General features: G+C 70.0%; 17 protein-coding genes. All 17 read right to left on the bottom strand.

Annotated elements, in window-relative coordinates; translation table 11 throughout:
- Positions 1–184: 184 nt before the first annotated feature.
- Complete coding sequence (locus KZC51_RS05355) at positions 185–889, bottom strand: hypothetical protein (RefSeq protein ID WP_247628979.1); 705 nt, start codon at positions 887–889, stop codon at positions 185–187.
- Positions 890–1,164: 275 nt separating this feature from the next.
- On the bottom strand, positions 1,165–1,452 hold the full coding sequence (locus KZC51_RS05350; RefSeq protein ID WP_028501988.1) for a WXG100 family type VII secretion target: 288 nt from the start codon (positions 1,450–1,452) through the stop codon (positions 1,165–1,167).
- Between the two features lie 109 nt (positions 1,453–1,561).
- Entirely contained in the window at positions 1,562–2,227 is a 666-nt protein-coding gene (locus KZC51_RS05345) for a hypothetical protein (RefSeq protein ID WP_247628978.1), read from the bottom strand.
- Positions 2,228–2,260: 33 nt separating this feature from the next.
- Positions 2,261–2,869 carry a hypothetical protein gene (locus KZC51_RS05340; RefSeq protein ID WP_247628977.1) on the bottom strand — a complete coding sequence of 203 codons (609 nt, stop codon included), beginning with the start codon at positions 2,867–2,869 and terminating at the stop codon, positions 2,261–2,263.
- Position 2,870: 1 nt separating this feature from the next.
- Complete coding sequence (locus KZC51_RS05335; RefSeq protein WP_247628976.1) at positions 2,871–4,187, bottom strand: putative T7SS-secreted protein; 1,317 nt, start codon at positions 4,185–4,187, stop codon at positions 2,871–2,873.
- A 9-nt stretch (positions 4,188–4,196) separates the two neighbouring features.
- Complete coding sequence (locus KZC51_RS05330; RefSeq protein ID WP_247628975.1) at positions 4,197–4,559, bottom strand: hypothetical protein; 363 nt, start codon at positions 4,557–4,559, stop codon at positions 4,197–4,199.
- Between the two features lie 75 nt (positions 4,560–4,634).
- Entirely contained in the window at positions 4,635–5,135 is a 501-nt protein-coding gene (locus KZC51_RS05325; RefSeq protein ID WP_247628974.1) for a hypothetical protein, read from the bottom strand.
- A gap of 68 nt (positions 5,136–5,203) precedes the next feature.
- Positions 5,204–9,703, bottom strand: coding sequence for a type VII secretion EssC family protein (locus tag KZC51_RS05320; RefSeq protein WP_247628973.1), 4,500 nt, complete (start codon positions 9,701–9,703; stop codon positions 5,204–5,206).
- A gap of 43 nt (positions 9,704–9,746) precedes the next feature.
- Positions 9,747–11,237 carry an RDD family protein gene (locus KZC51_RS05315; protein WP_247628972.1) on the bottom strand — a complete coding sequence of 497 codons (1,491 nt, stop codon included), beginning with the start codon at positions 11,235–11,237 and terminating at the stop codon, positions 9,747–9,749.
- The gene (locus tag KZC51_RS05310) at positions 11,234–11,959 is read right to left on the bottom strand and encodes a hypothetical protein (RefSeq protein WP_247628971.1); all 726 of its coding nucleotides are present in this window, start codon (positions 11,957–11,959) and stop codon (positions 11,234–11,236) included. The genes KZC51_RS05315 and KZC51_RS05310 overlap by 4 nt, the downstream gene beginning before the upstream one ends.
- Positions 11,956–13,605: a serine/threonine-protein kinase gene (locus KZC51_RS05305; protein ID WP_247628970.1), complete on the bottom strand. Its 1,650-nt coding sequence runs from the start codon at positions 13,603–13,605 to the stop codon at positions 11,956–11,958. The genes KZC51_RS05310 and KZC51_RS05305 overlap by 4 nt, the downstream gene beginning before the upstream one ends.
- Positions 13,602–15,056, bottom strand: coding sequence for an FHA domain-containing protein (locus KZC51_RS05300; RefSeq protein WP_247628969.1), 1,455 nt, complete (start codon positions 15,054–15,056; stop codon positions 13,602–13,604). Before KZC51_RS05300 ends, KZC51_RS05305 begins: the two co-directional genes overlap by 4 nt.
- The gene (locus tag KZC51_RS05295) at positions 15,056–15,868 is read right to left on the bottom strand and encodes a PP2C family protein-serine/threonine phosphatase (protein ID WP_247628968.1); all 813 of its coding nucleotides are present in this window, start codon (positions 15,866–15,868) and stop codon (positions 15,056–15,058) included. The genes KZC51_RS05300 and KZC51_RS05295 overlap by 1 nt, the downstream gene beginning before the upstream one ends.
- Positions 15,865–17,172, bottom strand: a complete 1,308-nt coding sequence (locus KZC51_RS17620; protein WP_281731717.1) for an RDD family protein — start codon at positions 17,170–17,172, stop codon at positions 15,865–15,867. The genes KZC51_RS05295 and KZC51_RS17620 overlap by 4 nt, the downstream gene beginning before the upstream one ends.
- Complete coding sequence (locus KZC51_RS05285) at positions 17,169–19,589, bottom strand: transglutaminase TgpA family protein (RefSeq protein WP_247628967.1); 2,421 nt, start codon at positions 19,587–19,589, stop codon at positions 17,169–17,171. The genes KZC51_RS17620 and KZC51_RS05285 overlap by 4 nt, the downstream gene beginning before the upstream one ends.
- A complete protein-coding gene (locus KZC51_RS05280) occupies positions 19,586–20,848 on the bottom strand; it encodes a DUF58 domain-containing protein (protein WP_247628966.1) in 1,263 nt (420 codons plus the stop codon). The genes KZC51_RS05285 and KZC51_RS05280 overlap by 4 nt, the downstream gene beginning before the upstream one ends.
- On the bottom strand, positions 20,848–21,819 hold the full coding sequence (locus KZC51_RS05275; protein WP_247628965.1) for an AAA family ATPase: 972 nt from the start codon (positions 21,817–21,819) through the stop codon (positions 20,848–20,850). The genes KZC51_RS05280 and KZC51_RS05275 overlap by 1 nt, the downstream gene beginning before the upstream one ends.
- Positions 21,820–21,838 lie beyond the last annotated feature (19 nt).

The raw sequence follows: 21,838 nt of genomic DNA, 5'->3' as shown, positions 1-21,838 counted from the left end.
CTCCGGCCCGAATAACTCCACCCTACGGACAAACCGGCAAAGCCGTCGATGGGGACAACTCCCCATCGACGAGCGGCGCAGCGACCCGGGCACCGGTTGGCCTGCGCCATCATCGTGCGGAACTCGGCGCCCACTGGGAAGCTCCGCGCGACGCGATGGGGAGTGCTCCCCATCTGGCTGAACCTCAGACCTTCCAGCGACTGTTCTTGCGCTTCTCGAGGATGCGCTCAGCAATCTTGACTTCGTCGGCCATCGAGAGGAGAGAGAGCTCGGTGAGTGCCGCAGCGCCGAGGCCGCGCTTCTGCGCCTTCGCCGCGGTGGTCCGAACCGCAGGGCGGGCCTCTCGCGAGAGCACCTCGATGAAGCTCGACCAACGCCGGAGATCGAGCTTCATCGACTCGACGCGGTACGTGCGGCGGAGACGTGCGAGCCGACGTCCGCCGGCTCTGCGCGTCGCGCTCGCCTCGTCGGCCGTGTCGTCGCCGCGACTCTGGGCCAGCTTGGCCTGCTTCTGTGCAGTCGCCTCGATCACTCGCGTGACCTCCTCCGCGTACTCTGGCATCGACCGCAACAGTCGCCGCTCCTCGGCCACCCAGCGCCGCAGGAGCACATCCCCGCACTCCGGACACAGCTTCTCCGGCATGACACCGTCGACCGCATAACCGCATGCGCAGTCGATGCCGCCGCGCTGCTGCGCCCGATGCGGACGTCCGCCGAGCTTCGCCCGCAGGAGCGCGGCTCCCACCGCGCTGCGCCCGAGCTCGTCTGCGAGGAAGCCTTCGCCGCTTCTGCGCTGCATGTCGGCAACCAGCAGCTCCCAACGCTCCTGGTCCGCCGGTCGGATCAGCGGGCGCGCGGACGACGCGTACTCGTCCAACACCGCAGTCATCTCCGCCTCCTGCGCCGCCCGTTTCCACACGGTGGCGGAGGTGGCGCCCGGCCAGGACGGGAAACGCGATGTGGGCCGCGAGTTCCCGCATCCGAGCATCACCCGAGACTCCCGCCGCCTCATGCAGCGCGGCCAGGGGTGCATTCGCCTGAAGCACGCCGCGTTCGAACTCCACGACAGCCTCAGACGGACTCATGCTCCCAGGGTAAGCGTCCGCGAACGACGAAGAGGGCCGACCGTCATGGTCGCCCCTCTTCGTGACACAGTGCCGCGTGTCAGCTGCCGGCGAGCTGCTGATCCAGGTCCTGGATCGCACGCATCATGCCCAGCAGCGACTCGGACATGTCATTGATGCCATCGACCGCGGTCTTCAGACCCGTCGTCAGCTCCGTGTACCCCTCACCGAACTTGCCCGACGCGTGCTGCGTCTTGAAGTCCTCACCCAGAAGAGTGTCCACCTGACCCTTCAGCGTGTCCAACTGACCCTGAATGTCATCACGAGCCTGCGACAGCGACGACGCCACCTGCTCCATCTCCGCATAAGACGCACCGAAATCGGCCATCGTCCACACCTCCGCAAATCGACTGGAACGGACCCCTCCGGCCCGAATAACTCCACCCTACGGACAAACCGGCAAAGCCGTCGATGGGGACAACTCCCCATGCCGCGCCTCAGCTGCCGTGGGTGGGCGTCTGCCCTGCCAACTCCGGGACTGCCGGCTCCTCCGCCAGCTGCTCCCAGGCCACCGTCGAGATCATCAGATCGCTGAGCACCGTCATGCCGCGGATCGCGCTCTCCGAGATCGCCGCGCTGTCCGGCGTGAGGATCGTCGTGGTGAACACCAGGGCACGTGACCTGTTGGTGGCGGGTACGGGCAGGACGTAGGTGAGTGTGCGTCCGGCCACCGCGCCGATATCCGACCCGCCGGGCATCGCCGAAGACTCCGCCTCCCATCGCACGATGTGCTTGGCGTCCTCGAGGAAGTCGGCACCCCTGGTGCGGAACGCCTCCGAGATCCACCCGTCGAGGTTCGCTCCGCCCTCTCCGTCGACCGCGGATGCCGTGATCGTCATGGGGAGCAGTTCCTCGGCCTCGACCTCCTCCTGTCGGAAGATCGCGAAGACCTTGGACCGCGCCATGCCCTGGCGCACGCGGGCCATCATCGCCCGGTACTGCGCCTCGAGGTCGGGGCGCCCCGCCTGGCGGAACAACTGCGCTGCGCGCTCGAGGTCCGATCTCTCCGTCTCGGAGGATGCCGCCTTCCGACGCCACCCTGGGGGAAGTGCGATGCGGAACGGCGGGATCCCGTACTGCAGCTCGACGCGGAGATCATTCATAGGACCATCCTCACAGATGCCGTGCGCGCGAGCTCACTGCGCATCGGCCCCGGAGCCGGCAGGGAGCACGATGCCCTCGACGAGCCCCATCAGCTCCTCCTCGAGCCGCGCGAAGACAGGGAGCGTCGTGCCCATCGCGTTGATCGCGATCAGGACGGCACCGTTCTGCAGGAGCAGATCCCACTGCGCGACCAACAGCGCCCGCCCGTCCTCCGGCTGCACTCCGGTGGTGCGACGGACCAGGATGCCCGAGCCGTGCGAGTCGGTCTCCACAGCGACGCCATCCGACGCCGTAGACTCCGGCGAGGCGGTGACCTCCGCGATGATCTCGCGGGCCGAGTCTCCTTCGAGGTCTGTGACCACGACGCTGACCAGGACGTCGCTGTAGACCCCGGGCGGCGCGAACCACAGGCGCGTCACGAACGGCTCGATCATCGTGAGGAGGGCCTCAGCGGTGACAGCGAGCCCCTGACGATCGCCATCGGTGAGCGGCGCGGAACTCTCGTAATGGGAGATGACCGTGTCGATCCAGGCGCGGGCTCCGTCCGGATGCTCCGCGCCCTCGCCGGCAGCGGGCAGCGGGATGAACTGTGCCGCGTCGTAGTCCAGCCCCCACGTGATCGCGGGTGTCGCAGTCGCCATCTCAGAACACCCCGTTGATGGCACCCGCGGGCGACAGGGCCCCGCTGGGGCGTCCTCCTGTCACGGAGATGCCGCGGTCGATCCACTTGTAGACGTTGAAGGCCTGCTCGAACGCCGTCGGCGCACCGCCCACCACGTTCTGCAGTGCTGTCGGCAGCTGACTCATGAGCTGCGTCCCCATCGCCTGCTTGGGTGCCGAGTTCACCGCATTCGTGAAAGCGATGGTGAACGACCGATTGGTGCCGCCGACGAGACGGTCGAGCATTCCCGTCAGCGAGAACGGACCGGTCATCTTGACCCCTGACACGCGACCGGCGAAGGCATCGAACTTCGGCAGCCAGTCCGCCCGCCAGCCGGAGCGGGGAGCGAACTGCAGGTTGTTGAGCCCGCGGATCTGCTGGAAGGGCTTCGTGATGCCCTTGCCGATCTCTCCGAGGAACTTCAGCTGGCCACCCTTCTTGAAGAGCATCCCCAGCTTTCCGATCGGAAGGATGCCGACGACCGACCAGAGGAGATCGCCTATGCCCTTGCGCCCGTCGAACATCAGCGCCACCGTCAGCACGAGCGATACGACCGCCACGATCACCGCCAGTGCAGCGATGAAGGGGCCGCCGATGATGAGCCCCAGCACCGCGAGGCCGAGGCCGACCCAGCTGAGGATCTCGGCGATCACGGCGATCACCCCCGCGATGTCCTCCCAGGTCGAGTCCTCACCGATCTTGTTCGCGTCCTCCAGGTCGTTGACCGCCGTCTCGTACGCGCTCTCCCAGGAGTCGTAGACGGTGTCGAAACGAGCGAGGTTGGCGTCATGGGCCTCACGCGCCTGCGCGAGCGCAGTGGCAGCGCTGGCCGCGGCCTGCTCGAGGCGGTCGCTCTCGCGGGCGCTCGCGTCCTCGGCATCCGGGGCCGGGGGATTCCACGCGAGCGCCGTGGTGTGACTGGTGAAGTCGCTCTGGGCGTCGGCGGCAGCGGTCTGACGCGTACTGAGCGCGCTCAGAGAGTCCGCGCAGTCGCTGACGATGGTCGACATCTGCTGCTGGGCCGTGCTGAGGGCATCGGCATACCTTCCGAGCACGGTGCCCGCCGGCTGGTATCGCTCCCCGGCCTCCTTGAGATCCTTGTGCGAGTCGTCGACGACCTCGCGGATCTTGTCCATGGCATAGCCCTTGCCGCGAATGCTCCCGTCACCGATGCCGCGCAACACCGCGGCCGCGGAGAGCATGTCCTCGGCGAGCTCGGAGATCTGTGTCGCACGGGTGTCGATCCCGACCGGGTCTCCCGCGATGACTTCGACGTTTCGCCCTCTCGTGGTCTGCATCAGTGCCTCCTAGTTGGCGTACGGCTGGCCGTGACCGGCGCTCGGAGCTGCTGCCTGCGGCGTCGCCGCAGCCTGCTCCATCTGACCGGCGAGATCCAGATCCGCCGCGGTCGTCTCGTCGATCGTCCCCTGCACACGCTCGCTCACCGAGCGGAGCTTGGTGAGCAGCTTGTCCCGGCTGTCGTTCCAGCTGCCTTCGAACGCATGGCAGCGGTCGCGAAGGCGACCGTCCCCGGCGGGGCGGCCGACGGCGTCCTGCACATCGCCCTGCCTCGCGCTTGCTGACTCGAACTCCGAGATGATCCCACTGATCTGCTGCGCCATCGTCTGCAGCTCTCCCATTGGGAGCAACATGCCGTCATTGCCTGCCACGACACCCTCCTCTTCCCGATCCGACGATAGCCGCTCGTCGCCACGTGCTGCGATGGGGAGAACTCCCCACCTCGGTCACCCGTTCCGCGAACGGACGACCTTGAGGAGATCCTCCATCGCCACCGCGCCGAGGGCCGTGAGCGCAGCCGCACCGGGACCACGCTTCGCGAACCGCTTCGACTCCTTGCGGAAGAGCTCCCGGGGGTCGTGGGCCACGACCGCCGCCGCGTCATTCCAGCGGTCGAGCGGCACCTGCGCCAGTTCGTGTCTGTGCGCGCGCCGGATTCGCGCCAGGCCCCGCGCCGCCTTGCTGCGCTCCCACGCGGCGTCGGCGAACGGCTCGTTGGCACGCGCCTTGAGCGCACGGTCCTGGCTCTTCGCCGCCTCTCTCACCAGCTCGGCCACGGCCGTGGCATAACCCGGCATCCTCCCCAGAACGGACTTCTCCTCGGCCTCCCAGGCGCGCAGAGCGCGATCGCCGCACGCGTAGCAGAGTCGCGCGGGCAGGACCCCGGATTCCACGTATCCGCAATCGCACGGCGTCGACTTCGCGCGCTTTCCCTCGTTCCCGCTCATTCCGCCATCCTCGCTGATCTGTTCCGCCTCTTCGCCCCGTCGTGCCCCACCGCGATCACGACCATCCCTCAGCCCTCCACCAGTGGCATCTGCAGCGTGACCTGACGCCCCGCCTGCACGAAGATGCCTCGCCCCTCCGGGAAGTCGGTGCGCTTGACCTTGGGGAAGGGCACCTTGAAGACCGCATCGCCGTCGAACGCATCCGGCTTGAGGATGATGCCCTTGCGTCCGGCCTTGAAGTCTCCGATGAAGCCGAAGCCGCTCGTGACCTGAGTGACGTCGGCATCGCCCACCAGCAGATGATCGCTGCGGTTGATCGCCTGGAAGAGCGCCTTCATCTCACGTTCCGCGGGGCCGTCGGCGAACTGGGGCACATCCTCGACCACGATGAGCATCCGCATCGGCAGGGTCTCGTCGACAGCGATCTCGGCGATCTCCTTCGCGAGCTCCTTCGCGTCCTCCGGGGTGACCGCGCTGCGCGTCCAGTCCACATAGCCCTTGAGCTGCGCGCGCCGCCCGCCGAAGTGGAAGAGCCTGACCCCGGGGTCCAGCCGCTGCATCGATGTGATGATCGCCTTGAGGGCCGTCGTCTTGCCGGACTGCGGCGGGCCGGCCACCACGAACGTCCCCACCGGGTCGAACTCGCGAGGCGCCAGCGTGTCCTCGGCGACGCCGAGAACAGGGAACTCGCCGATCCGGTCCGGGAGGTCGCGCACGGACAGCCGTGTCGGGAGGGCGCCGATCTCGGCCACTTCCCGCGCACCGCTCGCCCGGAGCTGCGCGGCGAGGTGGTCGAGGAGCTTGGTCTGCTCGGCGACGTTCGGCGTGCCGCCGAGCGTCGCGATCTGCGTCTCGAGACCGTCGACGATCGCGCGCCCGGGGGCGGACCGCTCGTCGAGCACGTCCTTGGGGGCGTTGAGCATCGCGTATCCGGACTCGTCCGAGAGGCGCAGCACCACGCGTCGCGAGACGTTCGCACTGACCGCTGTCGGCACGGATCCCGAGCGATCGGCGCTCGCGATCACGTGCACGCCGAGCGGACGCCCTTCGCCGAGGATGCGCATGAACGTCTGGTAGAACGGCATCCGCGCCGTGGTCGACTCCCATTCCGCCCGGAACTGCGGGAACCCGTCGATCAGGAACAGGATGCGCGCCTCGTCCGTGCCGGTGATCTCGCGATACTCCGTGAGGCTGGAGGCGTTGGCGGCGCTGAAGCGCTTGCCACGGTCGTCGAGCACCTTCGCGAGGGAGCGCAGCACACGCTGCACGCGCTCGGAGTCGTCGCCGGAGATGATCGACCCGACGTGCGGGAGCACCTCGAGGCTCTTGAGGGATCCGGATCCGAAGTCGAGACCGTACACCTCGACGTTCGAGTGCGCGGGGTCGAAGCCGGCCGCGATCGCGAGCGTGCGCAGCACGGTGGACTTCCCCGATCCACTGGTGCCGTAGACCAGCAGGGAGCCGTCCTTGTCGGGGTGGAAGTACGCCGGCTCCTGGAGCTGCCGCTCCGGCACATCCATCTTGCCGAGCAGCACCTGTCCGTCGCCGAGCACGGGGAGGTCGCGCATATCGACAGAGCTCTCCAGGTCGTCGAGCCACGGGCGTCGGGGGGCGGGGATGCGCGCCTCACGTGCCGCCCTCACGAGAGTGGCGACGATGCGCTTCTGGTCGTTGGGGCCGAGATCCTCGTCGTGCGAGTCCGATTCCGGCGCCTGTTCGGCCTCCCAGGTCTGGATCGAGCCGAACCGCAGCTCGGCCACTCGAACCTCGGCGACCTGGGCCTCGTCCGTGGTCCATCCGCCGGCGTAGGCCGACTGGAACGGCACGAGGCGCCCCGGCCCGGTCTTCGCGATGCCGCGCCCGGGGAGCGACGGCGAGAAGGACGCGGCCACCGGGTCGTCCACGACATCCTTCGAGTCCGATTCGTCGGCCATGCGCAGGGCGACACGCAGGTTGGTGTTGGCGCGCAGGTTGTCCTTGATGACGCCGGCCGGGCGCTGGGTCGCCATGATCAGATGGATGCCGAGCGAACGGCCGCGCTGGGCGATGTCGACCACGCCGTCCACGAACTCGGGGACCTCGCCGGCGAGCGCGGCGAACTCGTCGATCACGAGCACCAGGGCGGGCGGGGTCTCGGGGTCGCGGCGCTTCTCGAGCTCGAGGAGGTCCTTGGCCTTCTTGCGGTTGAACAGGTGCTCACGGTGGTGCAGCTCGGCACGCAGGCTGGTCAGAGCGCGCCGCACCAGGTGCGGGCTCAGGTCGGTGACCAGGCCCACGGTGTGGGGCAGGTCGACGCAGTCCGCGAACGCGGATCCGCCCTTGTAGTCGACGAACAGGAACGTCACGCGGTCGGGGCTGTGTGCGGCGGCCATGCCGAGCACCCAGGCCTGCAGGAACTCGCTCTTGCCGGCACCGGTCGTGCCGCCGACGAGCGCGTGTGGCCCCTGCGTGCGCAGGTCGAGCGTCATCGCATCGGTCTTCGACTGCCCGATGATGGCGCGCAGGTTGCCGGCCTTCTTGAGCCGGGACTGCCGAGCGCCGGAGCGGTCGATGATCGTGTTGTTCTGACGCCAGCGGTCGATCACCGCGTTCGCGTCCTCCGCCACCTCGGATCCGACGAGGGACAGGAAGCTCACCGAGTTCGGGATGTCGGAGGAGTCCTCGATGACCGTGCTGGAGTCGACGACCGGCGCGAGGCGCTTGGCGAACATGGTCATGTACGCGTGCGACACGCCCTCGACCTGCACGTCGCCGTACCCGACGCCGCTGCGGACGGTGCCGACGACGGCGTGCTCGAGGCCGGCGCTCACGTCGACGAAGGTGCGGCAGGCGGCAGGCAGAGCCGCGACGACCGGAGCCACGAACAGACCGTAGACCCCCACATCCGCTCCGCGCTCGAGGATCTGCGTCAGCCGGGCACGATCGACGGGGGCGTCGTTGGTGACGATCACCAGGATGGCCGTCTGGCCGGGGAAGGTCGCATCCTCCGCGGCACGCTTGACGTCGGTGCCGTACAGCATCGGGTCCCAGTCGTCCCCGTAGGGCGGACGCTGCGACTTCGCCTCGCGCGATCGGCGCAGCACGATCTCCTCCAGACCGCTGAGCAGGGCAGCGCCCGTGGAGGCGGAATCGGCGAGCGAGACATCTTTGAAGGGGCTGCGCTCGCTGGAGGTGTGCGGAAGCCACTTCAACCAGTCCAGCTCGTTCGCCCAGCCCGGCTCCGTGAGCGCGACGGTGACGAGCTCGTTCGGCGAGTGCATGCCGAACAGCTGCACCGCGATACCGCGCAGGGCATCGCTCGCGAGCGACGTGGGCCCGGCGACACCGATCGACCCGACGCTCTGCAGCGACTCCAGGATCGGCACATCGGCGATCATCCTGTAGCGCTCTTCCAGACGGTCGACGCGCTCCACGTACTCGACGAGCGCTTCCGGCGTCTCGGTGCGCTTGATGCGGGTGCGTGACTCGTCCTCGCACACTCCGAGACGCAGCGCCAGGAAGTTCCAGTGCTCGGGGCGCCGCGTCCACAACAGCGGACCGAGCCGCATCGCCTCGTCGAACACGACGGCGACCGCCGGCACCTCGTTGTGACGGACCTCCCGCTCCCGGGGGTGCGCGTGGTAGAGCTTCTCCTCCAGGCGCTCGAACTGCTCTTCGAAGGACTCCTCCTCCTTGCGCAGACGCTGGCCGAGGTTGGTCTTCTGCGAGATGAAGTTCCCGAGCATCATCAGCGGCGACATGAAGACGATGAGCAGCGACCGCGGGTTCCCGCTCATGGCGAAGATCGCGAGGCCGAGCAGGATCGGCGCCACCAGCATCGGCCAGGGGAACAGCCGCTGCACCTGATCGCGCGGGTAGCGCGGCTCGTCGAGGTCTTCGCCGGTGAACCGCTCCTCGACGCGCGGGCTGCGGTTGAACATGAGCGCGCCGCCCCGCTCGAGCACGGGGTCGCCGTCGGCGGAGCCGTCGAAATCGCTCACCAGATGCACCACGAACTCGCAGTCGCCCAGCGTGAACCGCTGGCCGGGGATCACACGCAGGCGCTGCACGAGCCCGCCGTCGACGAGGATGCCGTTGGCGGAGTTGAGATCGACCAGCTCGACGAAGGTCGAGGCGACCTCGATGCGGGCGTGGCGCTTCGACACGAGCGGGTCGGCCACGGTGACGTCGTTGGCCGCATCGCGACCGATCAGGAAGTGACCGATCGGCAGCGGGAACTCCTGCCCGGACGCGGGTCCGGACACGACGCTGAGCAAGGCGGCGGGGCGGGCGCCGATGGTGCCGGTCGAGGCGTGGTGAGGTCCGACGTTGACGACCTCGGCGAGGAACCCGGAGCCGATCGGGGCGTCGCCCACGAGCAGGTCGGGGCTGAGCATCGTGAGCTGGTCGCTCGTCGGCGGCGCCACGGACAGCGTGAGCACATCGGCGGGACCCGCCGCGATGCTCCGCTGCGGATCGGTGGTCGCAATCTGGCGAGCGACATCGGCGATGGTCGCCGTCGAGTCCGCCATCACCACCACATCCGTCAGGGGGGCTGCGGGTCGACGCAGGGTCAGCTTGACTCTCATCGTCCGTCCTCACCGCGCCGGGGGCGCGTCTCATCGTGTGCGGTCATACCCACTCCACCGTCAGCGTCCGGTCGCCGAAACGCACGGTGTCGCCGGTCTGCAGCTCGGCCGGATGGCCGGCGACCAGCGGGGTCTCGGCCCCGTTCCGGATGATCGCGCTGCCGTTGGTCGAGGCGCGATCGACCGCGAAGACACCGCGTCTGGCGGGCATCACGGCCAGGTGCGTCTTGGACACCGAGCGGGTGTCGTCGGGCACGCGCACCAGCTGCGCCTCGCCTTCGCCGGCGGCGGCGGCGGGCGCGCGCCCGAACAGCGTGGTGCCGCGCACCTCGATGCGGTCGCCCGAGTCGAGCATCAGCACGGCGCGCACACCGGCAGGTGCAGCTGTCGGTGCAGGTGCGGATGCGGCCGCCGGTGCGGGGGCGGATGCGGATGCGGATGCCGGAGCCAAGGGCGGTGTCGACGGCGACGGTGCCGCGGCGGGGGCGGGGGTGGCCGCCGGGCGCAGGACGGCCGGTGTCGACGGGGCAGCCGGCGCGGCAACGGGCACCGCAGCGGGCGCGGCGGGCGCGGGGGCGGCGGGCGCGGGGGCAGCGGGCGCGGGGGCGGCGGGCGCGGGTGCCGGCGGCGCGAACGAGGACACCGGAGCAGCGACCGGGGCCGGGGCGGCCGGCGGCGCGAACGTCGGGGCGGGCGCTCCGGTGGCCAGCGACGGCGGCACAGCCGACACGACCGCCGCTCCGGAGGATTCCTCCGGCGACGCGGCCGGCACGGTCCCGGTGCCGCTGCGGTGCGCGCCGATCACGCCGCCGGACTGACGCGCACTCGGCACGTAGGCGGCGGGAGCATCACGGTCGACCGGGGTCGCGAGCGACGGCAGCGGCGCCTTCTCCTCGTGCTCCGGGGTCTTCACGCGCTTGCGCGCGATACGCATCCGCTTCTGGTCATAGGGGTTCAGCCCGCGACGGGCATCGACGAACCAGGTGGCGGCGGCGAGGTCGAGCCACCCGCGTCCTCTCCTCTCGATGTCGAACAGCGGGGAGAGCGCGACGACCAGCGCGGGCCCGATCACGGGAATCAGGAACGATGCGCACGCGACGAGGTAGCGCACGACCGCGCCGCGCCAGAAGCCGGGGCGCTCGAGCGTGCGGACGTTGATCGAGCGGATGCCGCACACGGCCTTGCCGAGCGTGATGCCCTTGCGTCCGTGCAGCACCAGCTGCACCACGATGTAGGCGATCATGAGGCCCTGCGACGCCGCGACGGCGACGATGATCCAGACCAGATCGTCGCGCGCGAAGAACTTCTCCGGGTCGAATCCGCCGGCGGCAGCACCGACCAGGATCGGAGTCAGCGTGAAGATCGCCGGCAGGGCGATGATCACGGCCAACACCCATTCCAGCACCGCCGCGCCGACGCGCGCACCGCGCCCCGCGGCGATCAGGCCGAGGGATGCGGCATACGCCGGGTCGGGTCGTCCGTTCTTGTCGAGTCCCTCGATCTCAGGAGCGTGATCGTCGATCTCCCAGATCACTCCTGCTCTCCTTCTCCGTCGTCGTCGTGAGAGGCGTCCAGCAGCGGCAGATCCGCTCGAGTCACCAGGCGCGAGGCGATCACATGCTCGACGAGCCGGGCCCGCCGGTTCGTGGCGAAGCTGCGCTGGCCGCCGCGCATCCCGGGAACGCCGATGCGGTCGAACTTGTCGCAGACATTGTCGAGCTTGCGATTGAACCGGGTGACCGTCCACCCCAGTCGCTCTGCCGCCTTCGCGGAGGTCGGGATCTCGCTCATCCCGGTCCCGTCGCGCCGCAGCTGCGGCTCGGCGAGGGCCAGGATCAGCAACCGCTGGCTGAGCGTGAGCGGCATGTCGCCGATCGTGGATGCCCCACCGTCGTCGTGCTCGCGCTGGGTGGCGCGGAACGTCGGCTCGGCAGCGTGCAGGGTCAGCTCGTACGTGGTCGGCCCGGCACTGAAGACCACCGTGGTCTTCTCGAACACCAGGGGCAGGCGCGCGCCCGGCGCCAGCCAGGCCTGCACCCCACCGGCTGAGTCGGTCACGGTCGCCGTCAGCCGGGTACCGACGTTCGACAGCCACCACAACCCATCGGCATCCGTGATCTCGAGGAAGTGCCGGTGCAGGAACAGGTTGTCGTCGAGCTCGAGGTCGCCCTCGCGCCCCACGATGAACCGTCCCCCGGCACTCACGGGGAAGTACTCTCCCGCGAACTCGACCGTGACGCCCGCCGCGGCGCTCATCCGCACACCTTCACCACGTCGGAGGCCGTGCCGTTCGCGCGACGCAGCATCACCTCGATGCACACCTGCCCGGCGCCGGTGACCGTCGCCGACTCCTCCGAGACCTGGTTCACGGCACCGTCGCCGGCGGGGTCCAGGTTCACCCAGAGGTAGCTGTCGCCTTCGAGCGGCTTCGGGTTCGTCCAGGTGAACGTGACCTGATCGCCGGTGCGAGTGGCCGTCGCATCGGCGACCTTGGGCACGGCTTCGGAGATCGGATCCTGCGGGGTCGCCTCCGGCTCATCCGAGGCCTGCGGGTTCGGTTCCGGAGCGAGGCCGGCGACGAGGGCGTTGAGCCCGAAGATGCCTCCGACGATCAGCACGACACTGGCGGCGGCGAGAGTGATCCACAGTCCCGTGCGACGGCGCGGTGCCGCCGGGGTCTCGCTCGCCGGCGGGGGCGGCGTCGGGGCTCCCGGCGCACCCGCCGTCGGGGGCGCCGTCGGGAACGGCGCCGCCGCATCGGGAGCGACCACCATCGGGGCGCGCAGGATCGTGCGCTCCTCGGCGGCGGGGGCAGGCGCCGGCGGCCGCGGCGGACGGATCTGCGTGGCCTCGACCGCGGGCTCGGCGGCGGGCGGCGCATCGAAGCGCGGGACGTCGGTGGGCGCCCACTGCGAACCACGCGGCTGCGTGGTCGCGGACGGACGCGTGAACGAGGCGGCATCGGGGTCGATGCTCACGATCTCCCGCACGCGGGTGAGCCCGTCGCCGTCGTCCTCGAGCTCGTCCTGCGACGGGTGCTCGTCGACGATATCGATCGGCGTCACCGAGTGCGACAGCTCGATCTGCACCTTCTGCAGCGCGCGCGCGAACGCCACAGCGCTCGGGAACCGGTCGTCGGGGTTCTTCGCCATAGCGCGGTCGAGCACGCGCTGCAAGCTCTCGGGAGAGTCCGGACGGTTGAGGGACTGCAGTGCCGCCCGCTCGATGCGCTCGATCAGGTCGGCACTCGAGTTGCGCTCGCCCGGCCTCTCGAACGGCGACCGTCCGGCCAGCAGCGTGTACAGCGTCGCCCCCAGCGCCCAGACGTCGGTGCGGGGACCGCTCTGCGGAGGCTCCGCGAACGACTCCGGCGGCGACCACGGGATCGACATGCCGGAGGCCTCGCCCGTCGCGCCGGTGGTCGACGCGATGCCGAAGTCGGTGAGAGCGGGCCGGTTGTACTCCGTGACCAGGATGTTGGCAGGCTTGATGTCGCGGTGCAGGACCCCGGCACGATGTGCGGTCTCGACGGCACCGGCCACCTGCACGCCCACCCGCAGCGCCTCCGCCACCGAGAACGGCTCCTTGCGCGCGCGCAACTGGAGGTTCGGCCGCGGGCAGTACTCCATCACCAGGTACGGTCGGCCGTCTCCGGCGACGCCCGCCTGATAGATCGTGACGATCGCCGGATGTGTCGACAGCATCGCCATGACGTTCGCCTCGTCGGTGAACTCCTGCGCGGCGCCGCTCGAGATGCGGTCGGCCAGCAGCACCTTCACGGCGACACGACGACGCGGCATCTCCTGCTCGTACAGGAAGACGTCGGCGAAGCCGCCCGTGCCCAACGGCTCCACGTACGTGAAGCCGGGCAGCTCGGGTGGCGGAGAGGGACGACGACTCACGGCAGATCCTCGAAGGCGACCGTGACGCCGTCGCCGAGGTCGACCACGTCACCGGAGAGCACGAGCGTCTGCTCGCCGGGGTGCAACCGCATCGGATCGGCACCCGGGCGCAGCAGCGTCGACCCGTTCGTCGTGTGCAGATCGATCACCACGACCGTGTCGCCCTCCGGACGGACCTCGAGATGACTGCGCGAGATGTCCTGCTGCGGGCTCTCGACAGCGACGAGGTGCGGCAGGTTCGCGCCGCTCGCCCTGGTCGACCGTGGACGACGACCGATGATCACCGTGCGATCGAGCGAGACGACCTGCCCCGTGGAGACCCGGATGCGACCGGCGAGCGGAGCGTGAGACACCGGGAGCACGGCAGTCGGCACGTCATCGGCGACCGGCGCCTGCTGCCGCAGGGCGCGGAGCTCGGCGGCGGAGATCGTCGCTCCGTCGTGGTCGCCCGCGAGCGCCGGAGCGGCAGGAGCGGCAGGAGCGGCGGGTACCGAGTGCACCGTGGCTCCCCACAACTGGTCGAAGTCCTCATCTGCGGGCGGCGCGAGGGTGACCTCAGGCGCGTTCAGCAGCGATTCGATCACAGCGACGGCGTCGGTCTCGGCCTCCGGTTGCGGCGTGGGCTCGGGCTCCGGCGTGGGCTCCGTCTCCGGCGTGGGCTCGGGCTCGATTACGGGTTCGGGCTCGATCACGGGTTCGGGCTCGATCACGGGTTCGGGCGCGGGCTCGGCTGCCGGCGAGTCGGAGACCTCATCGGCGACCGGACCCTCGGCGACCGGACCCTCGGCGACCGCCGACGGCTCCGAGTCGACCACGGGCACGGCGCCGACGGCGGCATCCGCGGCAGCACCGAGTACCGGAGCCGGCACGGCGGATGAGGCGCCGGCAGCGCCGAACTGCACCAATGCCGGAACCGCACCGCCTGCGAGGACCCTGGCGGATACCCCTGGTTCCGCGGCATCGAGCTGCGGCGCCGGGCCGAGGACAGATGTGAGCGCGGCGGCATCGCCGGGCTCGAGTACAGCGCTCACGGCGGCCGCGCAGACGATTCCGCCCTGCGCGGGCAGCGCGGCGGCGGAGGCGGTCTCCTCGACGGTGATCTCGACACGGGTGGCATGGCCGACGAAGCGCTCGCTCCACGTCGTCACATCCGCGCCGGACAGCTCGAGAGACTCGCCCGACTCCGCGCTCACGCGCGCGACGACCCCACCGCGCAGCGCGATGCGGACGTCGTCGCCCTCCGCCACCGCGGCGGCGAACGGCGGGAGAGAGGCGAAGGAGCCGCCCGCATGCGCGGTGAGCACATCGACCACGGTCGCCAGCGTCTTCTGCTCCGGCAGCCGCGCCCAGAGCCGGGCGATGACATCAGCGGGCACATCCGGCGGGAGCGCGACCAGCGCACCCGGAATCACGATCAGGTACCAGGTCCCCGGTCGGTAGATGGTCTGCATCAGTGAACCCCTCCTGCAGCTTCTCGCGGACGCGTGTCCATGTCGATGTCTGTGTCGGTCTCGAGCAGCGTCCCGGGTCGCGATGCGACCGAGACGGCATCGACGACGATGACCGTGATGTTGTCGCGTCCCCCGGCGCTCACCGCGTCGGCGACGAGCACGTCCGCCGCCTCCTGCGGATCGGACGTGTTGTGGAGCACCTCGCGGATTCGGACGTCGGACACCTCAGAGGTGAGCCCATCGGAGCACACCAGGATCCGATCGCCCAGCTCGGCGGGGAACATCCAGTAGTCCGCGTCGCCCGTGCTGCTCGCACCGATCGCCCGAGTGATGATGTTCCGGCGACGGTCGGTGAGCGCGTCCTCGGCGGTCAGCTCGCCCGATTCGATCAGCTCCTGCACCACGGAGTGGTCGACGCTGACCTGCTCGAGCTCGCCATCGGCCAGTCGGTACGTGCGTGAGTCGCCGATGTTGATGGCCAACCAGTAGCCCATGCCGTCGACGGAGGCGATCACGACGCCGCTCAGGGTGGTCCCGGCTCGACCGTTGCCCGACGTCGAGAGCTCCTCTACGCCGTCGCGCGCGCGAGAGAGGGCGAAGCGCACATCGTCGAGTTCGAGGGCCGATCGGCCGATGAAGCGCGCGAACTCCGCGATGACGGTCGCGCTCGCCCGCTCCCCCGCCTCGTGTCCGCCCATGCCGTCGGCGACGATGAACACCGGAGCGCCCGCCAGATGGGCATCCTCGTTCAGCGCGCGCCGGAGCCCCGGATGCGTCGCGGAACCGGTCGAGACGACGAGTCCGGGCCTCACGCGTACCCGCCGATGGTCACGATGCGGTCGCCGATCTCGATGGCATCCCCGAGCCGCACGGGAACGCGTTGTCCGGCAGGGCAGGCGATGCGCTGCCCGTCCCGGACGATGGTCATGCCATTGGTGGAGTGCCTGTCGAGCACCCAGCCGCCCGAGACCTCGGCCGCGGCCTCGAAGTGCGTCTTCGACAGCGACAGGGTCTCGTCGCGCACCGAGACGATGATCGCACCGTCCTCCGGACCGGGGTTGCGGCCGAAGATCGTGCGCCGCGAGACCGAGACCCGCGTGCCGTCATCCCATGTGAACACCAGACGGTGACCAGGGATGCTGATGCGGGTGTCCTCGATATCGGATTCCTCCGCCTCGAACGCTGGGGCCGCGGGAGCAGGAGCGGCGGGAGCAGAAGGAGCGGGAGCAGGAGCGGCGGGAGCAGAAGGAGCGGGAGCCGGCGCAGCAGGCACGGAGGGGGCAGGAGCGGGAGCGGGGGTCGGCGGCGCTGGCTCGGGCGCCGGCATCGCACGAGCCGGCGCGGAGTCCTGTGTGATTCCGGGCACGAAAGCGATCAGGTCACCGGCGTCGGGGATCGGTGCCGCCGGTGCGGCCGGACCCGCCGACGCCGGAGCCGGTGCAGCGAACGAAGGAGCAGGTGCAGGCGGCGAAGCCACGGGCGCGGGAGGCGTCGGCTGTCCGAACCCGGGCGCCGGCGTCGCGGCGGGGGGCACGAACGGCGCCCCGGCGCGCGAAGACGGATGCGGGAGGCCGGGGACCACCGGAGCAGCCGAGGTCGCGGGCGCGGCGGAGGCGAGCGATGCCGGGGCGGCGGGGGCCGGCGTCGTGGACGGCACAGGCGCCTCGACACGTGCGTCCAGCATCAGGGCGTTCCCGACCTTGTCATGCCAGCCCTGGAAGCGTCCGGAACCATCGAACAACGGGCTGAAGTATCCGACGACGATCGCGCCGGCCAGACCGAAGATGACATTGCGCAGGAGGGCACGTCCGAAGCCCACCGGCGTCCCGTCGACCGCCGATGCGAGGCGCAGCCCCTGCGCCCGCATCCCGATCGAGCCGTTACCCGCCTGCATCACCGTGTACACGACGAACCAGGCCAACAGGACCAGACTGACGATCGGGCCGCCGATCAGGAGCGTGGTCAGCGTCGCCTCGATCCCGCCCGCGAGCGAGGCGGCGACCAGCAGGCCCCCGCCGAGGACGACCCCGAGGCCTCCGGCGATCAGTGCGTCGATGATGTAGGCCACCGCACGCCGGGAGACCGGCGCGACCTGGCCGAACGGTAGCAGTGTCATGGGGTCTCGCTCTCGGGTGAGGTGGACGTCGTGCCGGTGCCACCGGGCGTGCCGGTGTTGTTCTTGATCGTGCCAGGTTCGCGGCGCACGCGCGCGGTCGCGGCGTCCTTCAGGTTCTGCAGGCCGTTCGAGACCGCCGTCCCGCCCAGCAGGGAGCGCAGGCTGAGGCGCGCCTTCGTCCGCTTCCAGAATCCTGCTTCCCTGCCGAGCCCCCCGACGATGCCGTCGACCTCCTGCCAGAAGGCATCGACCTCTTCGGGAGTCGGGTCGGTGGGGCCGAAGACCTCGCGGTCGGCCCGCTCCGCCAACGCGGTGACCTGCGGCACGGCGAGACTGCTCGCGACCACGGTGGCCTCCTCGATGCGGGTGCCGCCTGTGCCGACCTGCGCACCGTAGTCGACCGCACGGTCGGTCAGCTCGTCCCAGCCGCCGCTGATCCGGTCAGAGGTGCGGGCAGCGGAACGACGCGCACGGCGCTTGGCAGCCTTCCAGGCGCCGATCACGATGAACGGCGATGCGAGGATCGCGAGGATGGCGAGGGAGATGCCTCCGATCAGGAGGATCGCGCCGATGATCCCGGCGAGGTTCAGGTTCTCGTCCTCGGACTCGCGGTCGTCGGGCAGGGTCGGCGGCAGGTCGACCGGCTCCTGCGGCGGGGGCGGCGGCTGCAGCACCTGCGGCTTCGGATCGACCCGCGGCTTGGTGTTCGTGTCGTTGGGGACCTGGTCCTCGGGCGGGGTGGGGCTGAAGGGCACCCATCCGACGCCCTCGAAGTTGATCTCGACCCAGGCGTGCACGTCGTCGCCCGTGGCTTCGAAGACCGCGTCGCCCGCCCGCTCCTCTTCGGGGTAATAGCCCATCACGACGCGGGCGGGGATGTTGATCTCCCCCGCGAGCAGCGCCATGGCCACGGCGTACTGCTCGTCGTCGCCGATCATCTGATCGCCACCGACCAATGTCGAGATGCGCTCGGCGGTGTGCCCGGCGCGCGAGAGCACCTCACCCTCCAGGCCATGGCTGAAGAACCCGCCCTCGGAGAGGAAGGACTCCAGTGCCCTGGCCTGCTCGATCGCGGTCTCCGCGTCGGAGACGGTCTCGGCAGCCAGGGTGGTGAGCTCCTCGGGGACGTTGCTCTGCTTGGGCATCGGGACGGTTCCGAACGCCAGCTCGGCGAGCTGCTCGTCGGTGTACTCGTTCGGCATCACGGCATCGACCGTGTACTGGTCGCCCTTCGTGAGCACGGGCGTGGCGACCGCGGTCTCCGTGGCGTTGTTCACGTAAGTGCTCCGCCGCAGCTCCTCGGCGCGGGCTCCGTCGAACTCGATGTCGCTGAGGATGCCGGCCGTGGGCATCCACACGCCGCGGTAGTTGTCGATCGCGATCTTGAGGGTCACCGGAACGCCCTCGGCATCCGGCGACATGTCGGAACGCAGCGGTGTGAAGGCGCTCGAGGACGTCGGGCCTCCGTCGGTGACGTTGTAGACCATGCCGTCGTACTGGTCCATCACCGCGGTGCGGATCCGTGCGCCCTTGGGCAGCCCTTGGACGGTGAAGAGCGTCTCCTCCGCCTCGTCACGCACGTTCTTGCGGAAGGCCTGCAGCGGGCTCGGGTAGTCGCGGATGTTGAACGGCGGGATGATCACGTCGCGGAAGACGTGCCTGCTCTCTGCCGGCGAGGCGATCGCGCTCGTCGCGACCCCGGCTCCCCCGGCGATGGCCAGCACCGCCAGACCGGCGAGGAGCCGACGCATGCGCATGTGCGCGGCGCGCGACGGATCGATGTCGCTCACCGACACGGCGGCGTTCTGCGGGGCCCAGATCTGGCGCAGCGCGAGCCAGGCGACGGCGACGACCGCGAAGACCAGTCCCTGCACGACCGGGAAAGCAGGCTCCGGCGTACCGAGCGCGATCACGAGCATGAGCAGCGCGGCGGCGGGGATCAGCGCCCACGCCACCTGCGAGAGACGCAGGGCCAGCGACGCCGTGAGCGCCGTCACCACCAGGGCGAGCAGGAAGGGGACGAGCAGGTGGCCGTCGCCGGCAGCCACGGGAGCCACGGTCGTCAGCAGCTGCTTCCATGCCGTCACCGGCCCGAACGCGAGTCGCTGCAGGGTGTCGAGTGTGGGGATGACCCCGGCGATCGTCGTCTGCGGCAGCGCCAACGCGCCGCCGAACACGAAGTATGCAGCGACCACGAGGCCCGTCGTGATCAGGATTCCCCAGCGCCGCCAGACGGCGACAGCCGCGATCGCGAGACCGAGCAGGATGCCCCCGGCGACAGCGGGCAGGAACGACGCCCCGCCGAACGTCGGCCAGAACCCGATGAGCGAGACGGCGACCAGGAGGATCGTGGCGCCGAGGTCGAGGATCCAGCGTCGCGCGGGGAGCGCGGAGGACGCGGTGGCCGGAGCGGTCATGCGAGCACCTTCTGCAGAGCGAGGGGGACCTGCGCGAGTTCGCCGATCGTCACGACGTCGGCATCGCCGATGCGTTGCAGCGCCGGCGACGACACGGAGCCGTCCGCGACGACGGCGAGGACGCGCGCGCCATAGGGCAGGCGGGAGCAGGCGAGGCGGAGATCGTCGCTGCGCACCTTCGAGCCGCACACCAGCACCACGACGCTCGCGAGGGGCATCGTTCGGGAGACCACGCCGGCCAACTCCGAGATGCCGCCCTCACGCGGCTTGCTCTCCTCGATCGCGGCGAGCGAGTCGAGCAGCTGCTTCCCTGTACCTGCCGCGAGCTCACGGCCCTGCACGCGCACATCGACGCGCTGCGAATCGCGGATCGCGCGCAGCCCGATGGAGCCGGCGATGGAGATCGCGAGTTCGAAGTCCTGATCGGAGGAGTAGTCGCCCGCCGAGCGCGAGAGGCCGATCACGAAGTGAGACCGGCGCGTCTCCTCGTACTGACGCACCATCATGGTTCCGGTGCGCGCCGTGGAACGCCAGTGCACGTGGCGCAGGTCGTCGCCTGGTTGGTACTCGAGCAGCGCGTGGAACGAGACGTCATCCCGCGAGAGGTCAGTGGCGGGGAGTCCTTCGAGGTCGCGCAGATACCCGAGCGACTGGCCGTCGAAGAGCACGGTGCGCGGATGCACGTACAGATCGACAGGGTCGTCACGACGGTGCGCGCGCTCGAACAGCCCGAGAGGGTCGCCACGGACGACGCTCACCGGACCGACCTTCACGACCCCGCGCTTCTGGGTGGGGATCGCGAAGAGCTCTTCCGCCTCTTCTCCGGCGGCGAGACGCTGGATGCCGAACTCCCCACGCCCCGCGCCGACCGGCAGCACCACGCGAGAGGGCAGGATCGCGCGTGTTCCGCGGTTCGCGAGGGTCAGCGCGCCGACCGCCCGCTCCCCCACCACCACCCGGGTGCGCGCGAGGTCGAGTGACACGTCGTACGCCGTGCGGCCGATGAGGAACAGGGAGCACAGCACGAGCGTGATCGCGATCACGACCGCGGCGACGGTGAACTCCGACCAGCCGGCGACCTGGCCGAGGATCCAGAAGCCCGCTACGAGGGCGAGCAGCACCCACGCCAGGGGGCGGACTGCCGCCGCGATGACTCGGAGGCGCGCCAGGAGACGCGCGCCGATGACGGCCGCGATGTCACGCCATCCGGCGTCGCGTTCCGTCTGCGCCGGCGGCGCCTGAAGTGCCTCCGCGGTCATCAGGCCGCCGTTCGCGCCTGCGGTGCGGCGACGGCGTCGAGCACGCGGGCGACGACCGCATCGCTGCTGGTGCCGGCGAACTCCGCCTCGGCGTCGAGCAGCAGTCGGTGCTGCCAGACCGGGCGGGCCAGCGTCTTGATGTCGTCCGGGAGCACGAAGTGGCGTCCGTGGGCCGCAGCCCACACCTTCGCCATGCGGATCATCGCGATCGCACCGCGCACCGAGACACCCAGGCGGATCGCGGAGTCGGCGCGCGTGGCCTCGGCCAGCTCGGCGACGTAGCGCAGCACCGCCGGCTCGACGTGCACGGATGCGGCGAGGTCGGCCATGTCGGCCACCGCGCTGGTGGTGATGATGGCCGAGAGCCCCGCAGAGGGGTTGCGGTCCGAGGCCCCGGCGAGGATGCTCTCGGTGATCGCGAGGTCGGGGTAGCCGATCGACGTCTTGATCAGGAAGCGGTCGAGCTGTGCTTCGGGGAGCTTGTAGGTTCCGGCCTGCTCGATGGGGTTCTGCGTCGCGATCACGAGGAACGGACGACCGGTCTCGTGCGTGACGCCGTCGACCGTGACGCGCGACTCCTCCATGACCTCGAGCAGCGCGGACTGCGTCTTCGGCGAGGCGCGGTTGATCTCATCCGCAAGCACGATCGACGCGAAGATCGGTCCCTTGTGGAACTCGAACTTGTGGGACTGCTGATCGTAGATCGTCACGCCCGTCACATCGGACGGCAGCAGGTCGGGCGTGAACTGGATACGGGCGCTGGTGCCCTGCACGGTCGCTGCGAGTGCCTTCGCCAGGCTGGTCTTGCCCGTGCCTGGAGCATCCTCCAGCAGCACGTGCCCCTCGGCGAGCATCGACGAGAGCACGAGGCCGACGATCTCCTTCTTGCCCTGCACCGCCTTGTCGATGTTGTCGACCAGACGCTGGAATGTGCCCTGGAACCAGGCGGCCTGTTCGGGGGTCATGCTCATGGGTTGTTCTGCTTTCTGT

The sequence above is a fragment of the Microbacterium croceum genome, assembly GCF_023091245.1.
Classification (GTDB): Bacteria; Actinomycetota; Actinomycetes; order Actinomycetales; family Microbacteriaceae; genus Microbacterium; species Microbacterium croceum.
Note: the sequence above shows the minus strand (reverse complement) of the source record. Positions and strands in the feature narration are given on the sequence as shown.